15 protein-coding genes are annotated in these 17,732 nt (G+C 46.5%); 9 read left to right on the top strand and 6 right to left on the bottom strand.

The window, feature by feature from the left end:
• Positions 1 to 149: 149 nt before the first annotated feature.
• Together L1076_RS20880 and L1076_RS20875 are read left to right on the top strand one after the other, a co-directional pair.
• On the top strand, positions 150 to 1,526 hold the full coding sequence (locus L1076_RS20880; RefSeq protein ID WP_039975958.1) for a GntP family permease: 1,377 nt from the start codon (positions 150 to 152) through the stop codon (positions 1,524 to 1,526).
• A gap of 9 nt (positions 1,527 to 1,535) precedes the next feature.
• Positions 1,536 to 2,147 carry a bifunctional 4-hydroxy-2-oxoglutarate aldolase/2-dehydro-3-deoxy-phosphogluconate aldolase gene (locus L1076_RS20875; protein WP_005430025.1) on the top strand — a complete coding sequence of 204 codons (612 nt, stop codon included), beginning with the start codon at positions 1,536 to 1,538 and terminating at the stop codon, positions 2,145 to 2,147.
• Between the two features lie 121 nt (positions 2,148 to 2,268).
• On the opposite strand, the gene gorA is transcribed toward L1076_RS20875, so the two are convergent.
• The 3 genes from gorA to L1076_RS20860 all read right to left on the bottom strand — a co-directional run bounded on the left by gorA (position 2,269) and on the right by L1076_RS20860 (position 5,550).
• Positions 2,269 to 3,624, bottom strand: coding sequence for a glutathione-disulfide reductase (gene gorA, locus L1076_RS20870; protein ID WP_038877049.1), 1,356 nt, complete (start codon positions 3,622 to 3,624; stop codon positions 2,269 to 2,271).
• Positions 3,625 to 3,865: 241 nt separating this feature from the next.
• The gene (locus L1076_RS20865; protein WP_237304389.1) at positions 3,866 to 4,564 is read right to left on the bottom strand and encodes a glutathione S-transferase family protein; all 699 of its coding nucleotides are present in this window, start codon (positions 4,562 to 4,564) and stop codon (positions 3,866 to 3,868) included.
• Between the two features lie 146 nt (positions 4,565 to 4,710).
• Positions 4,711 to 5,550, bottom strand: coding sequence for a 23S rRNA (adenine(2030)-N(6))-methyltransferase RlmJ (locus tag L1076_RS20860; RefSeq protein ID WP_237304388.1), 840 nt, complete (start codon positions 5,548 to 5,550; stop codon positions 4,711 to 4,713).
• A 403-nt stretch (positions 5,551 to 5,953) separates the two neighbouring features.
• Between L1076_RS20860 and prlC the strand changes: the two genes are divergently transcribed.
• On the top strand, positions 5,954 to 7,996 hold the full coding sequence (gene prlC, locus L1076_RS20855; RefSeq protein ID WP_042604068.1) for an oligopeptidase A: 2,043 nt from the start codon (positions 5,954 to 5,956) through the stop codon (positions 7,994 to 7,996).
• Positions 7,997 to 8,079: 83 nt separating this feature from the next.
• Here the strand turns inward: prlC and asnC are convergent, their stop codons facing one another.
• Positions 8,080 to 8,544 (bottom strand): transcriptional regulator AsnC, encoded by a 465-nt coding sequence (gene asnC, locus L1076_RS20850; protein WP_038869962.1) that lies wholly within the window; start codon positions 8,542 to 8,544, stop codon positions 8,080 to 8,082.
• Positions 8,545 to 8,659: 115 nt separating this feature from the next.
• Between asnC and L1076_RS20845 the strand changes: the two genes are divergently transcribed.
• The 3 genes from L1076_RS20845 to L1076_RS20835 all read left to right on the top strand — a co-directional run bounded on the left by L1076_RS20845 (position 8,660) and on the right by L1076_RS20835 (position 13,469).
• Positions 8,660 to 11,785, top strand: coding sequence for an EAL domain-containing protein (locus L1076_RS20845; RefSeq protein WP_237304387.1), 3,126 nt, complete (start codon positions 8,660 to 8,662; stop codon positions 11,783 to 11,785).
• 105 nt (positions 11,786 to 11,890) lie between these two features.
• A complete protein-coding gene (locus L1076_RS20840; RefSeq protein WP_038869965.1) occupies positions 11,891 to 12,670 on the top strand; it encodes a class I SAM-dependent methyltransferase in 780 nt (259 codons plus the stop codon).
• A 205-nt stretch (positions 12,671 to 12,875) separates the two neighbouring features.
• On the top strand, positions 12,876 to 13,469 hold the full coding sequence (locus tag L1076_RS20835; protein ID WP_045399507.1) for a hypothetical protein: 594 nt from the start codon (positions 12,876 to 12,878) through the stop codon (positions 13,467 to 13,469).
• A gap of 76 nt (positions 13,470 to 13,545) precedes the next feature.
• On the opposite strand, the gene L1076_RS20830 is transcribed toward L1076_RS20835, so the two are convergent.
• Together L1076_RS20830 and uspA are read right to left on the bottom strand one after the other, a co-directional pair.
• Positions 13,546 to 14,424 carry a carboxylate/amino acid/amine transporter gene (locus L1076_RS20830; protein WP_237304386.1) on the bottom strand — a complete coding sequence of 293 codons (879 nt, stop codon included), beginning with the start codon at positions 14,422 to 14,424 and terminating at the stop codon, positions 13,546 to 13,548.
• Positions 14,425 to 14,497: 73 nt separating this feature from the next.
• A complete protein-coding gene (gene uspA / locus L1076_RS20825) occupies positions 14,498 to 14,923 on the bottom strand; it encodes a universal stress protein UspA (RefSeq protein WP_038869971.1) in 426 nt (141 codons plus the stop codon).
• Positions 14,924 to 15,142: 219 nt separating this feature from the next.
• Between uspA and ftnA the strand changes: the two genes are divergently transcribed.
• From ftnA to L1076_RS20810, 3 genes are all read left to right on the top strand, one after another.
• Positions 15,143 to 15,670, top strand: a complete 528-nt coding sequence (gene ftnA, locus L1076_RS20820) for a non-heme ferritin (RefSeq protein ID WP_038869973.1) — start codon at positions 15,143 to 15,145, stop codon at positions 15,668 to 15,670.
• Between the two features lie 90 nt (positions 15,671 to 15,760).
• Complete coding sequence (gene uspB / locus L1076_RS20815; protein ID WP_038869975.1) at positions 15,761 to 16,084, top strand: universal stress protein UspB; 324 nt, start codon at positions 15,761 to 15,763, stop codon at positions 16,082 to 16,084.
• A 416-nt stretch (positions 16,085 to 16,500) separates the two neighbouring features.
• Positions 16,501 to 17,694 carry an NAD(P)/FAD-dependent oxidoreductase gene (locus L1076_RS20810; RefSeq protein WP_045409227.1) on the top strand — a complete coding sequence of 398 codons (1,194 nt, stop codon included), beginning with the start codon at positions 16,501 to 16,503 and terminating at the stop codon, positions 17,692 to 17,694.
• Positions 17,695 to 17,732 lie beyond the last annotated feature (38 nt).

Genomic DNA, 17,732 nt, shown 5'->3' with positions numbered 1-17,732 from the left:
TTATCCTCATAACAAATTTGCGCGTGATCTCAATTTTTGAATTCACTTTAAAATATGGGTTTATCTTATTCATGTTATCGGTAACATGTTACCGGTAACTCAAATAAATGTGAACCACGACACAAACAATAATTCTTAAAGGTGAACCCATGGAACAGCTAACCCAAGCTCCAGACCCTACGTTCCTACTAACGATTGCCGTCCTCGCGATTGCAGCGTTACTTGTATTGATTATTAAGCTAAAAGTGCATGCTTTCGCTTCCCTAACTATGGTGAGTTTAGGTACTGCGATTGCCACTGGCGTTTCTTCTGATCAAGTTGTCCCAACCATGATGAGTGGTTTTGGTGGCACACTGGCATCAGTTGCATTGCTGGTTGGTCTTGGCGCAATGATCGGTAAGATTTTGGAAGTGACTGGCGGTGCAAAAGTACTGGCAGACACTTTGATTGGACGCTTCGGTAAAGAGCGCGCACCGTTAGCATTAGGTGTGGCATCATTACTGTTTGGTTTCCCAATCTTCTTTGATGCTGGCCTAGTGGTTATGATGCCAATCATCCTAAGTGTGGCTGCACGCTTTGGTGGTTCGCCAATCAAATACGCGCTACCAGCGGCGGGTGCATTTGCTGTAATGCACGGCTTTGTTCCTCCGCATCCAGGTCCTGTTGCAGCCGCTGAATTCCTAGGCGCAAACATTGGCCTACTGCTTGTTGTTGGTATCCTAGTCGCTATCCCAACTTGGTACCTAGGTGCTTACCTATTTGGTTTGTACGCAGGTAAGAAATTCGATATTCCACTATCAAAAGCGTTCTTCAACGGTGAAACACAAGTTGATGAATCTAAGCTGCCAAAATTTGGCACAGTAATGACCATCCTAGTACTGCCTGTACTGCTAATCTGTCTAGACACAGTACTGAACACGCTAGCGGTTGCGGGTGTGATTGATGGCAAAACAGCTCTGGTTGAGTTCCTACGTATGCTAGGTAAAACACCAGTAGCACTTCTGATTACGCTGCTTGTATCTCTTGCGATATTCGCAAAAGACTACGGCATGGCAAAACTTGAGAAGCTGTGTGGCGACTCATTAGCTCCAATCTGTGGCGTTATCCTAGTGACAGGTGCGGGTGGCATGTTCGGTGGCGTATTGCGTGCAAGTGGCATCGGTGATGCGCTAGCAGACGTTCTGACTGATACAGGTATGCCAGTAATCGTAGCAGCGTTTGTTATCTCTACCTGTCTACGTGTTGCTCAAGGCTCAGCAACCGTAGCACTAACGACAACCGCAGCACTTATCGCGCCGGTCGTAGCAGCATCAACAGGTTTGAGCGAGCTAGACCTATGCTTTATCGTTATTGCGATTGCAGGTGGTGCAACAGTGCTTTCTCACTTCAACGACTCTGGTTTCTGGCTAGTTTCTCGTCTACTAGAGATGGATGAGAAAACAACGCTAAAAACTTGGACGGTAATGGAAACGTTACTTGGTAGTATCGCGTTTATTATCGTAGCAACATTAAGCTTTATTCTTTAGAGGTTACCCATGACAACACTTGAACAACGATTAAGAGAAATCAAAATCGTCCCAGTTATCGCAATCAACGATGTAGCACACGCTCTGCCACTGGCAAAAGTGTTGGTAGAAAACGGTTTACCATGTGCGGAAGTAACATTCCGCACTGAAGCGGCGGCTGAGTCGATCCGCATCATGCGTGAAGCGTACCCAGAATTGCTGATTGGTGCTGGTACAGTACTGACAACAGAGCAAGTGGACATCGCGATTGAAGCGGGCGTGGACTTTATCGTGAGCCCAGGTTTCAACCCAACGACAGTGAAATACTGTCAGCAACGTAACGTGACAATCGTACCGGGTGTGAACAACCCAAGCTTGGTTGAACAAGCGATGGAAATGGGTCTACGTACTCTGAAGTTCTTCCCTGCTGAGCCTTCAGGCGGCGTAAACATGCTTAAAGCACTAACGGCAGTTTACCCAGTGGAATTCATGCCAACAGGTGGTGTAAGCCCATCTAACGTGGAAGATTACCTAGCGCTGAAATCGGTTGTCGCTTGTGGCGGTACTTGGATGGTGCCAACCGCTATGATGGACAACGGCGATTGGGAAGGTATTGCTGAATTGGTTCGCGCAGTTAAGTAAAACGCGCAAACGGCTCCGAAATACCCCCGAACGTTTTAAAACGTGAATAGAAAAAGGGTCATCAAGTAATTGATGACCCTTTTTGTTTATCTGCTTAAATCGCAAAGTGATTCACGCGTGATTAACGCATCGTCACGAACTCTTCAGAGCCTGTTGGGTGGATAGCCACAACAGAGTCGAAGTCTGCCTTGGTTGCACCCATCTTCATTGCTACACCGAAGCCTTGAATCATTTCATCAACGGTAAAGCCGATGCCGTGTAGACCAACAACCGTTTCTTCTTCGCCAGCACATACTAGCTTCATCTTACATGGTTGACGGTGCTTAGTAACCGCTGTGTACATCGCAGTAAAGCCAGACGTGTAGACTTTGATGTTGTCTTTGCCGTATTTCTCTTCTGCTTCTTGAGTCGTTAGACCGATTGTGCCGATTGGTGGGTGGCTGAATACCACGGTTGGTACCAATTCGTAATCCATCTTCGCGTTAGTTTTGCCATTAAATAGGCGTTCAGAAAGTTGACGACCCGCTTTAACAGCCACTGGCGTTAGCTCAATACCACCTTCCATGATGTCACCCACACAGTAGATGCCAGGAACGTTAGTTGTTTGGTATTCGTCTACCTTAATGTAGCCACGGTCGTTCGTTGCAACGCCAGTTGATGCTAGGTTGATCGCATCTGTAGCTGGGTGGCGACCGATTGCCCAGATTAGGGTATCTACGTTTTGGCTTTCACCGTTTTCTAGGTGCAGAGTTAGGCTGCCGTCTGCTTCTTTCACCACTTCTTTTGGTACAGAGTGGGTGTGCAGCGTTGGGCCTTCCGCTTCCATTACTTCTACTAGCGTTTCGATGATCATTGGGTCGAAGCTACGTAGCGGTGATTCTTTACGGCAGAACAGGTGTGTTTCTGTGCCAAGTGCATGTAAAACGCCCGCGATTTCAACCGCGATGTAACCCGCGCCGATCACTGCAACGCGTTTTGGTTGCTCAGCAAGCTCGAAGAAGCCGTTTGAATCGATGCCGTATTCTGCACCTGGAATGTTTGGAATTGTTGGACGGCCACCCACTGCGATCAGGATATGATCCGCGGTGTAGTGTTCGCCGTTTACTTCAACTGTTTTCTCGTCAACGAACTTAGCAAAGCCTTTGATAACGTTTACTTTGTTGTTGCCAAGAACACGGTCGTAAGATTGGTGGATACGACCAATGTAAGCCTGACGACTCTCAACCAGTTTGCTCCAGTCGAAACCTTTTACATCTACATCGAAGCCGTAGTCTTCTGCGTACAGGTTCATCGCTTCTGCAACTTGCGCGCCGTGCCACATGACTTTCTTAGGCACACAACCAACGTTTACACAGGTGCCGCCAAGGTCTTGAGCTTCGATAAGCGCTACTTTAGCACCGTACATTGCCGCACGGTTTGCTGATGCGATACCGCCGCTGCCGCCGCCGATACAGATATAATCAAAATGAGTCGCCATTACTTTCTCCAAGAGCTTATTAATTTTGTCTGACAATAATTACATTGGGGTGCTGGGTGATGAACTCAACAGCCCAACGGAATTGTTGTTAATTCCATGTCCCTATCATAAATCGAGTCTAGCAATTTCCTAAATGGGAAAAAGTGACATTGCTTATGACAAATAGCGATGAAAGGATAGCAAAGCGGAATAAGGCGCTATTCCGCTTGGTGTTTTTCATGCTCAGGGGAGAGGAAAAGCATTAACCGCAGCAGCTTGATGTGCCACAGCCTGACTGGGCTTGCACGTCCTTACCATCTGCTAGATAAGTGTTGGTGAGGTAGAAGTTGCTAAACAGCTGCACGAAATCTTCCGATACAGTCTTCTCTACCAATCCTGATTCTAGGATGTGCTTTTGCCATGCCTGCATTTTTGGCAGACCACAGAAGAAGTCGTAACCAGAGTGCGCTTTGACGATTGCTGCGCGGTGCAGAAGTGGCAGCCACGCCATGTCTACATTGCTTAGTTCATCGGATTTGAAGAACTTGGTTTTACCAGACAGTTGGTTTTCTGCTTTTTGGAACGCTTTGATCAGCTTCTCTGCACGTTCTTCGAAGGTTGCTTGGTCTTTGCTGCCCATGGTGCCGCACTGAGGTAAGTAGTGTTTAGAACCTAGGTAGCTCCATGCTCGGTCTAGTGCGCGTTGTTCGTTTGTCACGCCTTGCTCTAACGGACCGTATTCGTCTTCGATGTATTCGATGATTGCATCCGACTCAAACAGTGCCGTGCCAGATTCTGTCACCATCACAGGCACTTGACCGTTTGGTGAGATGTCTAGGAACCATTGTGGTTTGTCTTTTAAATTGATGTATTCAATCTCGTAAGGGATCTGTTTTGCTTCTAGTGCCGCGGTTACGCGTTGAACAAATGGGCAAATTTTAAAACTGATAACTTTAAGCATGGTCATTTCTCTCTATGTTTTAGCTTGTTTACATCCCTAAGACGCAGGCAAAAAAGAAAAGACGAAGCGCAGACGAAAATTTTTAGAAAATAAAAAAGCGCAACGAGGTCATCGTTGCGCTTTAAGATTCTGAAATTCAGTGTTTTTTATTCTGGAACGATCCAGTCGACTTTCCAGTGGCCGGTTGCTGGTGCGATCGCTTCTTGTAGGAATGGCAGAATCTCTTTCATCTGGCTTTCCAGTTTCCACGGCGGGTTAATCACGATCATACCCGATGCGGTCATGCCGCGTTCGTTGGTGTCGGGAGAGACACCAAGCTCGATTTGCAGGATTTTAGTGATCCCCAAGCCTTCTAGGCCTTCAATCATATCTTCGATATCGCAGCGGTTTACCACTGGGTACCAAATTGCGTAGATACCCGTCGCCCAACGTTTATGGCTTTGGAAAATCGCTTGTACTACGTCACGGTACTCTTTTGCGAGCTCGTATGGAGGATCAATCAGCACCAAACCACGGCGTTCTTGTGGTGGCAAACTGCCTTTCAGACGCTTAAAGCCATCTTCTTTGTAGATGCTCACTTGGCGATCGCGGTGGAACTCTTGCTCAAGCAATGGGTGATCGGCTGGGTGCAATTCAGTTAGAACCATGCGGTCTTGCAGGCGGATTTGCGCACGTGCAACGCGTGGTGAACCTGGGTAGTAACGCAGATTCTCACCGTTGTTCAATGTTTTGATTGAATCGATGTAGCTTGCAATCTCTTCAGGGATGTTTGGGTTGTCCCAAATACGTGCGATGCCTTGTTTGTATTCGCCCGTTTTCTCAGACCATTCGTGAGTCAGATCGTAACGTCCCACACCCGAGTGGGTATCGTGATAAACAAACGGCTTATCTTTCTGCTTTAGTGCATCAAGAATGAGGCTTTGAACGATGTGTTTTACCACGTCAGCATGGTTGCCAGCGTGGAAGCTGTGGCGGTAACTTAACAAATTAAACTCTCGAAACACTCTTTGACTGAGTGTGGTCTGTGATTTTTGCGCGATGGCGGTATTATACTCAAGTAACTTGAAGATGTAGAACTTCGATTCAAATCAGTTGAACTGATAGAAGGATGGTATTGAAATTTCTTTAAGTCACCCATACTTAGTATGAGTAAACAAATTGAACCTAAGTCGAATTGCCATGCTCCAACAGAGTGCTTAGCTTGACTTAGGCATAACAACACTCAAGGACAGAGTAAGCTCTCTTTGGCCCCTTCGGTCATCGCAGCATAGAGAAAGGGAACGGAAATCCCCCCATCCATGTTGTTGGCTTGCCTGTGCATTGGGTGCGCTTATTTTTATGCAAATACGAATAGGCAATTACAGAGCCAAAACACAAAAGGAATTATTCATGTCTAATCCACTTCTTACGTTTACGGATCTTCCTCCGTTTTCGCAAATCAAACCAGAACATATTAAACCTGCAGTCGAGCAGGTGATTGCGGATTGTCGTGCCAAGATTGACGAGGTACTGAAAGACAACGCCAACCCAAGCTGGGTAAGTGTTATTGCTCCTATTGAAGAAGCTGATGATCGTTTGAGTCGTGTTTGGTCCCCAGTCGGCCATATGAACTCGGTCGTAAACAGTGAAGCGTTACGTGAAGCGTATGAAAGCTGTCTCCCAATTTTGTCTGAATACGGCACTTGGGTTGGTCAGCACAAAGGTCTGTACGAAGCGTATAAAGCGATCAAAGCAAGTGAAGAGTACACGACGCTGACGCGTGCACAGCAGAAGACTATTTCTGATTCACTGCGTGACTTCGAGCTTTCAGGCATCGGTTTACCATCAGACGAGCAACATCGCTACGGTGAAATTAGCAAGCGTATGTCTGAGTTGAGCTCAAAATTCTCTAACAATGTGCTGGATGCCACCATGGGATGGACTAAGCACGTTGCCGACGAAAAAGATCTTGCGGGTATGCCAGAGTCAGCGCTTGCTGCAGCGAAAGCCGCAGCAGAAGCGAAAGAGCTCGACGGCTACCTAATTACTTTAGATATCCCTTCTTACCTGCCAGTCATGACGTACTGTGACAACCAAGAACTACGTCGAGAGTTGTACGAAGCATACGTAACGCGCGCTTCTGATCGTGGCCCTAACGCAGGCAAATGGGACAACTCAGAAATCATCACAGAGCAGCTAAAACTGCGTCATGAAATCTCTCGCATGTTGGGTTTCAACACTTACAGCGAAAAGTCACTGGCAACCAAAATGGCCGAGAATCCTTCGCAGGTACTTGGCTTCCTAAACGATTTAGCGACCAAAGCGAAGCCACAAGGCGAACGTGAAGTGGAAGAATTGCGTCAGTTTGCTGAGAGTGAATTCGGTGTGACTGAGCTAAACGTATGGGACATTGCCTATTACAGCGAGAAGCAAAAGCAGCACTTGTTCCAAATCTCGGATGAAGAACTGCGTCCTTACTTCCCTGAATCAAAGGCAGTAAGTGGTTTGTTTGAAGTGCTAAACCGCGTATTCGGTATGACTGTGACTGAGCGCGAAGGTGTGGACACTTGGCACGAGTCAGTACGCTTTTTCGATATCTTTGATAGTGAAGGCACATTACGAGGCAGTTTCTACCTAGACCTTTACGCACGTGAGCACAAGCGTGGTGGTGCATGGATGGATGACTGTCGTGGTCGTCGAGTGACGCTATCTGGCGAGCTACAAACGCCGGTTGCTTACCTAACGTGTAACTTCAACCGCCCTGTTGGTGATAAGCCAGCGCTGTTTACGCACGATGAAGTGGTGACTTTGTTCCACGAGTTCGGTCACGGCATCCATCACATGCTGACGCAAGTAGAAACAGGCGCGGTATCGGGTATCAATGGTGTGCCTTGGGATGCGGTTGAGTTACCAAGTCAGTTCTTAGAAAACTGGTGTTGGGAAGAAGATGCGCTGGCGTTCATTTCTGGCCACTACGAGACTGGCGAGCCTCTACCAAAAGCGATGTTAGATAAGATGCTTGCGGCGAAGAACTTCCAGTCGGCGATGGGCATCCTACGTCAACTTGAGTTCGGCTTATTCGATTTCACTCTGCACACAGAGTACGACCCAGAAGTGGGTGCTCGCGTTCTTGAAACCTTGGCAGATGTGAAGCAGAAAGTTGCGGTACTGCCTGCGGTTGAGTGGGCTCGATTCTCACACAGCTTTGGTCATATTTTTGCTGGTGGTTATAGCGCGGGTTACTACAGCTACCTATGGGCAGAAGTATTGTCTTCAGACGCGTTCTCTCGTTTCGAAGAAGAAGGTATCTTCAACAAAGAAACGGGCATGAGCTTCCTGAACAACATCTTAGAAATGGGTGGCAGTGAAGAGCCAATGGAGCTATTTAAACGCTTCCGAGGTCGTGAGCCAGAAATCGATGCACTACTGCGTCATTCCGGTATCGCAGCATAATCTCGATTGAGAATGAAAAAGGGCAGCCAAGTGGCTGCCCTTTTTATTTTTTGATTCGGCTTTTATTTTATGGATTCAGCGTCTTATGGATTTACGTTGCGATTAATTGGGTTTTGCAGCGAAATCAGGGTCTCTGTAGATTGGACTTCATCAATAGCCTGCAGCTTATCAATCAATACAAACTGCAGTTCTTCAATCGATTTGCACATCAATTTGACGAATATGTTATACGCGCCCGTGGTGTAGTAAGCTTCCACCACTTCATCGAGGGCGTTGAGTTTTTCCAACGCAGAGTGATAGTCACGTGCGGCATTGAGATTGATGCCAATAAAGCAACATACGTCATATCCTAGCTTTTTGGTGTTGACGATCACCTCAGTACCTTCGATGATGTCCGCCGCTTTCATTTTCTCGATACGAACGTGGATCGTTGCAGGGCTAACATCAAATTGTTTTGCCATTTCTGCATAAGGCGTTCGAGCATCGGCCATCAGCGTTTTTAGAATGGCACGATCAAGATCGTCGAGTTTCGGCAGCGTCGCATTCATACAATGTTTTCCGTTGGGTATGAGGTGTGAAATTCATTTTATACGCACAGCGGGCCGGATTCACAAGGTTTTAGCAGGGATAACCGCGAGGTAGCTCTGATGTCATGGAGTTGATGTGCCACTTTTTCTGTTTTTTATCGCGATGTTGTGCAGTGCGATCGTATCGGCGCAAGAGCAAAAAGTACTTGTTGTACATTCCTACCACCAAGGTTTCTTTTGGACCGACTCTGTTCAGCGCGGTTTTGCCCAGCAACTTGAAGATCACCCACTCGATATTCGAGTTTTGTACCTTGACTCTAAGCGCAGCCAAAGCCAGCAGTTCTTCAATCAACTCGAATCACTTTATCGCACCAAGCTGAGCGAAGAGCATTTCGATGCGATTGTCGTCAGTGATAACAATGCACTTGCTCTGATGCAGCGTTTGTCAGATGTATTGCAAAATACGCCAGTCATTTTTAGTGGTATCAACAATTACATTCCTACTTTGCATCAGGGACTAAAAGCCACAGGCGTGATCGAAGATATTGATTTGCTTGCCAACCTTACGCTTATCGAGCGATTACACCCAAAGCATAAGCAGATTCTTGTCGTTAGTGATCATTCGGTCACTGGATTAGCGCTTCGAGCTCAAATAGAAGAATTTCTTGATAAAAACCCGCAATATCGCGACAAAGTTCGTCATCTTGTTCCTGACAATGTCGATATGTTGAAACAGGAAGTTTCGCGACTGAACATTGAGAATGTGGTGCTATTTTGGACTTACTACCGCGATATTGATGGCAATGTTGCCACGGACAAAGATTGGCGAGACATCAATCAAGCATCGAACGCGCCTTTATTTATGGTGCACGATATTGGGTTGGGTCATGGTGCTGTGGGTGGTGTGATTCAAAGTGGTTATCGTCAAGGTTTTGAGGCGGCAAAGTTATTGGCCTATGTGCTGGATAACCCAACGCGGCCGTTGCCAGCGGTAGTACGCGCGGAATCGGACATTAAACTCGATTACCAATCGGTCGTTCGCTGGGGGTTGGGGGCTGAACAAGAGGCATCGTCGGTGTTCTTCAATAAGCCCGCAGAATTTACCGAGCGCTACGCAAAAGAGATCAAATTGTTTGGTAGCCTATTTATCGTCATGGTGATGGTGATTCTGCTGCTGAGTTACTACTTGCAGCGTATTCGCCGTAGCGAGAGCATTGCCCGTGAAAGCCAAGCGATTTTGGAGTCGGTATTCGACCAGAGCATGCAGTATATGGGGATTCTCGACCACCATGGTTTGCTCAACTCGGGCAACGATCGTCTGCAGTCTTTGCTTTATCATCAGGATATACGTCTCGATCGTCCACTTTGGCATCATAAACACTGGAGTGAAGAAGCACGTCAGTTGCTCGCCAACTATTTTCAGTCTCAGAATCGTAATGTGGCGACCTTTGAAGCTGAAATTTGGAGCACAGAACATGGCGCGATGGTACTGGAAGTGTCGTTAAAGCCGTTTTCTCAACAAGTGGGTGACCAAGAACAATACTTGTTTGAAGCGCGTGATATCACTAGCCGAAAAGCAATGGAAGACAAGCTTTATCAGCGTGAGTCGAGCTTGCGTAGTTACTACGAACAGCAACCTGTGATGATGGTGACATTAGATAATAATAATCGGATTCAAGAGGTGAACCGCTTTGCTCAGCAGCTTTTAGGTTATCAACCGTTGGATATGCTGGGTCATCACTTGTGTGCATTCTACTCTGACGAAAAAGCACTGTACCCCCGCCAAGTGCTACTTCAACCACAGCAAGTGATGCATGGGGTTTGGCGTCGTGAAATTGAGTATCGTCATGCCTATGGTCATTCTGTTTGGGTTCGTGAAAATATCCGTCCATTGAGGGATTCTGACCAATTGCTGATCGTCGGTGAAGACATCACGGAAACCAAAAAGCTTGCTAAACAACTGGAATATCAAGCAAGTTACGATCTGCTGACTGATACCTACAACCGCAACTATTTTGAACTCGAACTGCAAACGGCGTTACGAGAAGTGGAAAGCCATCGTCGTGTGCATGCCATGCTTTATCTCGACCTCGATCAGTTAAAAGTCTTGAACGATACGGTGGGACATGACGCAGGCGATGCGGCCATTCAGTTTTGCGCTAGCATGCTTGAAGAAGTGCTGCCTCATAACGCGGTGCTTGCGCGCATGGGCGGTGATGAATTTGCCGTATTGCTCAAGGATTGCGATGAATATGGCGCGATCAGCGTTGCTAAACACATTATCTCAACATTAAGCGAGCAGCTATTTCGTTGGGAAGACACGCGTTTGTTCATGAGTTGCTCGGTGGGCATTCGTATTATTGACCACACCGCCGAGACACCACAAATGGTTCACGCTCAGGCAGACTCTGCGTGTCACGTCGCCAAAGAGCAGGGTCGTAATCGCTATAACCTGTTCAGTTTAGACAATGAAGAGCTGCAGCGTCGCCAGCTCGAAATGCAGAGCGTTAACTTAGTGCATGAGGCATTGTCGAATAAGCGTTTGGAACTGTTTGCTCAGCAAATACTGAATTTGCGTGGTGAAGGTTCGCCGCTGTGCTTTGAGATTCTAGTACGTATCCGTGATGCTCAAGGCAACTACTTGTCTCCAGGTATTTTTATGCCAGCTTCAGAGCGCTACAACATCGCGCACTGGATTGATAAGCAAGTTATCACCCAAACACTTGAGTGGTTTGAAGTGCGTCCCGAGGTGGTGGAAAAGCTCGGTCGCTGCGCGATTAACTTGTCCGGCCAATCGATGGGTAATCAAGAGTTTATCGACTTCTTATTGGAGCGTTTGCAGCTGTCTTCTATTCCTTGTGAGAAGATTTGTTTAGAGATCACCGAGACCGCTGCGATGAGCAATATTGATCAAGCGCTTGGCTTCTTCACTCGGGTTAAAGCGTTGGGATGCTTGATTGCATTGGACGATTTTGGTTCTGGTCTATCTTCTTTTGGCTACTTGAAGCAACTTCCTGTCGATATCGTGAAAATTGATGGCCTTTTCGTGCGAGATATCAACACGAACGAAATGGATCGTGTCATGGTGCGCTCGATTAACGACCTTGCGAAGCAATTAGGTAAGGTCACAGTTGCTGAGTTTGTGGAAAACGACCAAATTACCGAACACTTAAAAGCACTGGGTGTGGATTACGGACAAGGCTATGCGATTGGTCACCCTCAGCCATTGGCTGAATTGGTCGAAGCACTTCAACCACTTTAAACGGACGGCACTATTCTCTACCTAGATTGTCCTCAACCTAGCAATTGGAGGCGGGTTGGGTATACACTCAGCGCCAGTTAAACCGATTTTTACTGGAGCCTCCTTTTGCAACTGCAATTGATTTGTGAAGACCCATCTCAACAGTCTCACCTTGATGAACTCGCTGCGCGTTGGCAGCTTTCTCACACAGACGACAGTGACTTTGCTTTAGTTCTAACGACAGATCGTTTAGAGCTACGTAAAGTGGACGAGCCGAAGCTGGGTGCGATCTTTGTTGATTTGATTGGCGGTGCAGTGGGGCATCGTCGCAAGTTCGGTGGCGGTAAAGGGCAAGCGATCGCAAAAGCGGCGGGTCTAAATAAAGGAGCAACACCAACCATTCTAGATGGCACGGCCGGCTTGGGTCGTGATGCATTCGTTTTGGCGTCATTAGGTTGCAAAGTCCAAATGGTGGAACGTCACCCTGTGGTAGCAGCGTTGCTGGATGATGGCTTGGCTCGCGCGAAGCACGATCCAGAAATTGGTGCTTGGGTGTCAGAGCGTATGTCGCTGATCCACGCTTCTAGTCATGACGCCCTCGACCAATTAGCGCAAGATAAAGACTTCGTGCAGCCTGATGTAGTCTACCTTGATCCAATGTACCCTCATCCTGAGAACAAAAAGAAATCGGCACTCGTGAAGAAAGAGATGCGTGTGTTTCAATCGTTGGTGGGTGCCGACCTTGATGCAGATGGCTTGCTGGCACCAGCAATGGCATTGGCGAGCAAACGTGTGGTGGTGAAGCGCCCTGATTACGCCAACTGGTTAGATGAACAAAAACCAAGCATGGCGATTGAGACTAAAAAGAATCGTTTCGATGTCTATGTGAAGGCGTCTATGGCGTAATTCAACTAAACGACTGACAATAAAAAACTTCTTCTTACAGCGCCCGATTTGGCGCTGTATTTGTATCTGACGTTTGCTCAGCTTATTGATACTTTTCTCTTGCTAATTCGGCACTCTGACTGTATATCTAACTAAGAATTATTATTATTACACTTTGTTTGATGCAGTCGCTGATAGTCAGAAACTAGATAGCTGGAGTAGTAGCATGGCGAAACGTTTATGTAAGATGAGCCGAAAGCAAATCGCTGAGAGTTTGGGTGATATTCACCGCTTGGTGGTTGCGCCTAAATTCGTTTGTCGTTCTTGTGCCCGCTCTTCTGCGTCAAAAGATTCTTTGTGTAAGCCTGCTGCGATTCCTCCTCAGAGTTGCCAAGATAAACCAATTGCCGAACAACAAGCTTGTGGGTTATTGGCAGAAGCGTTGCCAAGTCATTCTCTTGCTCAAGAGGCACCTATTATGATGACGGCTGAGCAAAATATTGAAAAAGCGGCGATCGTTAAGCGCGTAGTGGAACGAGTTAAAGAGAAAAAATTGGCAGCGAAAGTCGCAGCCGCAACTACCCAGCTAGAGACGCCAGCTATGTTTGATTTGTCAGATAAAAAAGCGCTGAAAAAGGCGAAGAAGGCGGTTAAGAAACACTATAAGCAGCAAAAGAAGTTGCTTAAGTTAGCCAAAAAGCAGCAAAAATTGCTCAAACGTCAGCGCAAGCTTGAAGCGCGTAATGCCAAGCTAGAAGTATTGTTACCAACGCCATCCACTGCGTTGATGAGTGCAAGCTCGCAAGCCAAAATGCATTAATCGAATCAACAAATAAAAAACGCTCTCCAGTTGGAGAGCGTTTTTTATTGTTGGAATGTTTGTTGGGATCGATGTGTTACTTATTGGCGTAACTCATCTCTACGCGCTTCTTCACCCAAGTCTCATTAATCCACAGCGACAGTATGATGATCGCGCCGCCAATGGCGAGTCGCATTACATCAACATCACGGTTCCAAATGACAATGTTCACTATCAAACCTGCTGGAACTAACGCATTGTTCATTACCGCAAGTGCACCTGCGTTGACCATGGTTGCCCCTTTGTTCCACGCAAAGTAACCAAAGCCTGATGCAATCAAACCAAGGTAAGTCAAAATGCCCCATTGCGTTGCTGTTGTCGGCATCTTGTCTAAGTTGCCCATCAAAGCAAAGGCGACGGTCGCTACGCACAATGCCCCTAAATAGAAGTAACCAAATACCGTGTGCTGTGGCAATTCCACAGGTTCGGTTTCCATAATGTATTTATAACCTACCTGGCCAATAGCAAAGCACAAATTGGCGCCCTGTACGACCAAGAAGCCGATCAAGAAGTTCTCATTGATGCCTGCAAATTTAATCCACGCAGCACCCAGTACTGCAATTGCTGCTGTGACCAAATACCAAGGCGAGAAACGGCCTTTCAAAAAGTCATAAATCAAGGTGACGTAAATAGGGGTAAATACGGTGAACAACAGTACTTCTGGTACAGAAAGGAGTAAGAAAGATTGGTAGTAGAAGCAATACATTAACCCGAGTTGGAAGCCACCAACGATCATCAATTTCGCGATCAGAGATTTGCTTACGCCACGGAATTTTAAGAAAGGTATGAACACGACGCTCGCCAGTGCGACACGCATGAAGACAGAAAACCAAGAATCGACCTGACCGGCAAGGTAAACGCCGATCAGGCTAAATGAGAATGCCCAAAGTAGGGTAACTGCGGATAGATAAGCCATAATAGATGAGAATCTTTATCAACAACAAAGGTGCCCGCAGTCTAACCAAGTTTTATCGTTGCGCCAATCCAAATTAGTCTTTTAGCGGTACGACCAGCATATCGACAGGCGAGCAGTTAATAAGTTGACGCGTCGAGGACAGAATCTTGCTCCAGAAATCTTGGTGGTGCCCACAAACGACCAAATCGATGTTGTAGTCTTGAATGGTATCGCACAGCTCATTATTCAGATCCCCACTACCCACTAAAGTATGTGTAATTGGATATTCTGCGAACTCTTCAAAATTGGCCAGCTGTGTACGGGATGCTTCCATCGCTTGATGTTGTGCCTCGGCCATATTGATATCGATAAGACCCGTGTAAAGCTCGGCGTAATTCACATCGATATGAATGAAAGAGACTTTCGCATCAAGAGGCTTAGCCAGTGATACGGCTTTCTTAATCAATACTTTACTGTCGTCTGAAAGATCGACTGCCACAAGTATGTGTTTATAACTCATATTGATATCTCCTTGATAAGGTCATAGTGTCAGATTAGCACTAAGTGTCAGATAATTTTGCTGAAGTGATCTCATATCAATATCGTGGGTACAAACTCTTGCCTCAGTAATCATGTTATAGTGGGTTATACCCAAGTGACTTTAGACCAATCATCCTCGCTGAGCCTGCTCAGCTCGAGGTTACTTGGGTATATTGCATGCACATTAATAGGAGTTAACATGCTGTCTCAAACTATGGTTGAACAATTGAATGAGCAAATTAACCTAGAATTTTTCTCATCCAATCTATACTTACAAATGAGTGCTTGGTGTGAAGACAAAGGTTTTGAAGGTGCGGCTGAATTTTTACGTGCACACGCCGTAGAAGAAATGGAGCACATGCAACGTCTTTTCACTTATGTAAGCGAAACCGGCTCAATGCCAATCCTAGGTGCAATTGAAGCTCCTAAGCATGATTTCGCAAGCCTAGGCGATGTTTTCCGTGAAACCTACGAACATGAGCAAATGATCACGGAAAGAATCAACAAATTGGCGCATGTTGCATTTACAAGCCAAGACTACTCAACGTTTAACTTCCTGCAGTGGTACGTGGCTGAACAGCACGAAGAAGAGAAGTTGTTTAAAGGGATTTTAGATAAGATCGAATTGGTAGGTGAAGACGGCAAAGCATTGTTCTTCATTGACAAAGATCTGGCACAAATGGCAAAAGAAGGTTCATCTTCAATTATGGATGCTCCAGCTGCATAACGCGTTCTCAACGCGCTAAGTAGCGGGTAAAGGACGAAGCATTGATCGTCTTTTTCTCTTGAGCATCATTGAAGATGTAGGGAGGAAAAGATGATCAGTGGAGACACAATCTTATTTGCGCTAATGGTGGTGACGGGAGTTAATATGGTCCGTTATCTCACCGCTCTTCGTTCTCTTATTTACATCATGCGTGAAGCGCATCCTTTGCTCTATCAGCAGGTGGATGGCAATGGATTTTTCACCACCCATGGCAATGTCACTAAACAAGTGAGGTTGTTCCATTACATAAAAAGTAAAGAGTACGACCATCATCATGACGAAGTCTTTACTGGCAAGTGTGAAAGGGTTCGCGGATTATTCATTTTATCGACCGCTTTACTCGGTGTGACCCTACTGGGGGCCTTTATTCTCTAGGTCATCAAGCAGTGCTTGGAATTTAAGCGCTTTTCCCATTCGACATTTGTCGTTAGAATAGCGCCCGCAGAAAGCAAGGATGTGCAATGAGCACATCCTTTTTTATTTGTGGACTTATATACCCAAGTGACTTCAAGATGCAGAGTTCAGAGCATTGTCATTGATTTGACTTCAAGGAAAACAACGCAGCGTAATAGCCAGCTCTTTCCAAGTTGTTTGACGTAGAAATCGGGTCAATGACACGCTCCCGAAGGGCGAGTTGCCTTGGTTTGTATACTTTGTTGTCGATTTTTGATTTAGACCCACTAAACCTTTAAATCGCCGCCGCGTCTACAAACCAAGTCATCCTCGCTGAACCAAGCATCTCGAGGTTACTTGGGTATAAACCAATTTAAATAAGTAATTGAGCGTTACCAATGAGTAAGAAATTTGATGTTGTTGTAATTGGCGCAGGTGCGGCAGGTTTGATGTGTGCGGCAGAAGCCGGCAAACGTGGACGCAATGTGCTCGTACTGGATCATGCAAAAAAGCCAGGACGTAAAATCCTTATCTCAGGTGGTGGTCGTTGTAACTTCACTAACTACGACGTCTCAGCGAGCAACTACTTATGTCAAAACCCACATTTCGTGAAATCGGCGCTATCGCAGTACACCAACTGGGACTTTATCTCGCTGGTCAGCAAGCATGGCATCGAGTTTGAAGAGCGCGATCACGGACAGCTGTTCTGTGTTGATGCATTTACCGCAAAAGACATCGTTAAGATGCTACTGGCAGAATGCGACATGCCAAATATTCAGCAGCGTTACCAATGTGATGTACACTCAATTGAGAAAACCGACGCGGGCTTTCGTCTACATGCCGGTACTGAAAACATCGAGTGTGAATCTTTAGTGGTGGCAACAGGCGGCCTGTCGATGCCTAAGCTTGGTGCGACGCCATTTGGCTACAAGATTGCTGAGCAGTTTGAGCTTCCGGTGATTACTACTACGGCAGGTCTAGTACCGTTTACGCTGCATAAAGAAGACAAAGAAGATTTTGCTGAGCTATCGGGCATTGCGATTCCAGCAGAAATCACCGCGCAAGACGGCACCATGTTCAAAGAAGCGTTGCTGTTTACCCACCGCGGCTTGTCGGGCCCTTCGGTACTACAAATTTCTTCATTCTGGAGAGCGGGTCAAAAGGTGACGATTAACCTCGTTCCAAACGACGACATCGCTGAACTACTAGAACGCAGTCGCGAGAAGCATCCGAACCAATCCCTAAAGAACACGCTAGCAAAAGTGCTACCAAAACGTTTGGTTGAGGTGTTGATTGAACGTAAAGAATTAGCAGACAAACCACTTAAGCAGTTCAACCAGAAAGAGATGACGACCATCGTTGAGCGTTTAGAGAGCTGGGCAGTAGCACCAAACGGCACGGAAGGTTACCGCACTGCAGAAGTGACCCTAGGCGGCGTAGATACCGATCACCTGTCTTCAAAAACCATGGAATGTAAGAACATCAAAGGCTTGTACTTCATCGGTGAAGTGATGGACGTAACCGGCTGGTTAGGTGGCTATAACTTCCAATGGTGTTGGTCGAGCGGCTTTGTTGCTGGTCAGTGGGTGTAACTAGCTAAGTAAAAGAATTGAAAAAGGCCGAGCAAATG

The organism is Vibrio sp. MMG023, assembly GCF_021654215.1.
Taxonomy (GTDB): domain Bacteria; phylum Pseudomonadota; class Gammaproteobacteria; order Enterobacterales; family Vibrionaceae; genus Vibrio; species Vibrio jasicida.
This window is presented reverse-complemented; position numbering and strand designations above follow the sequence as displayed.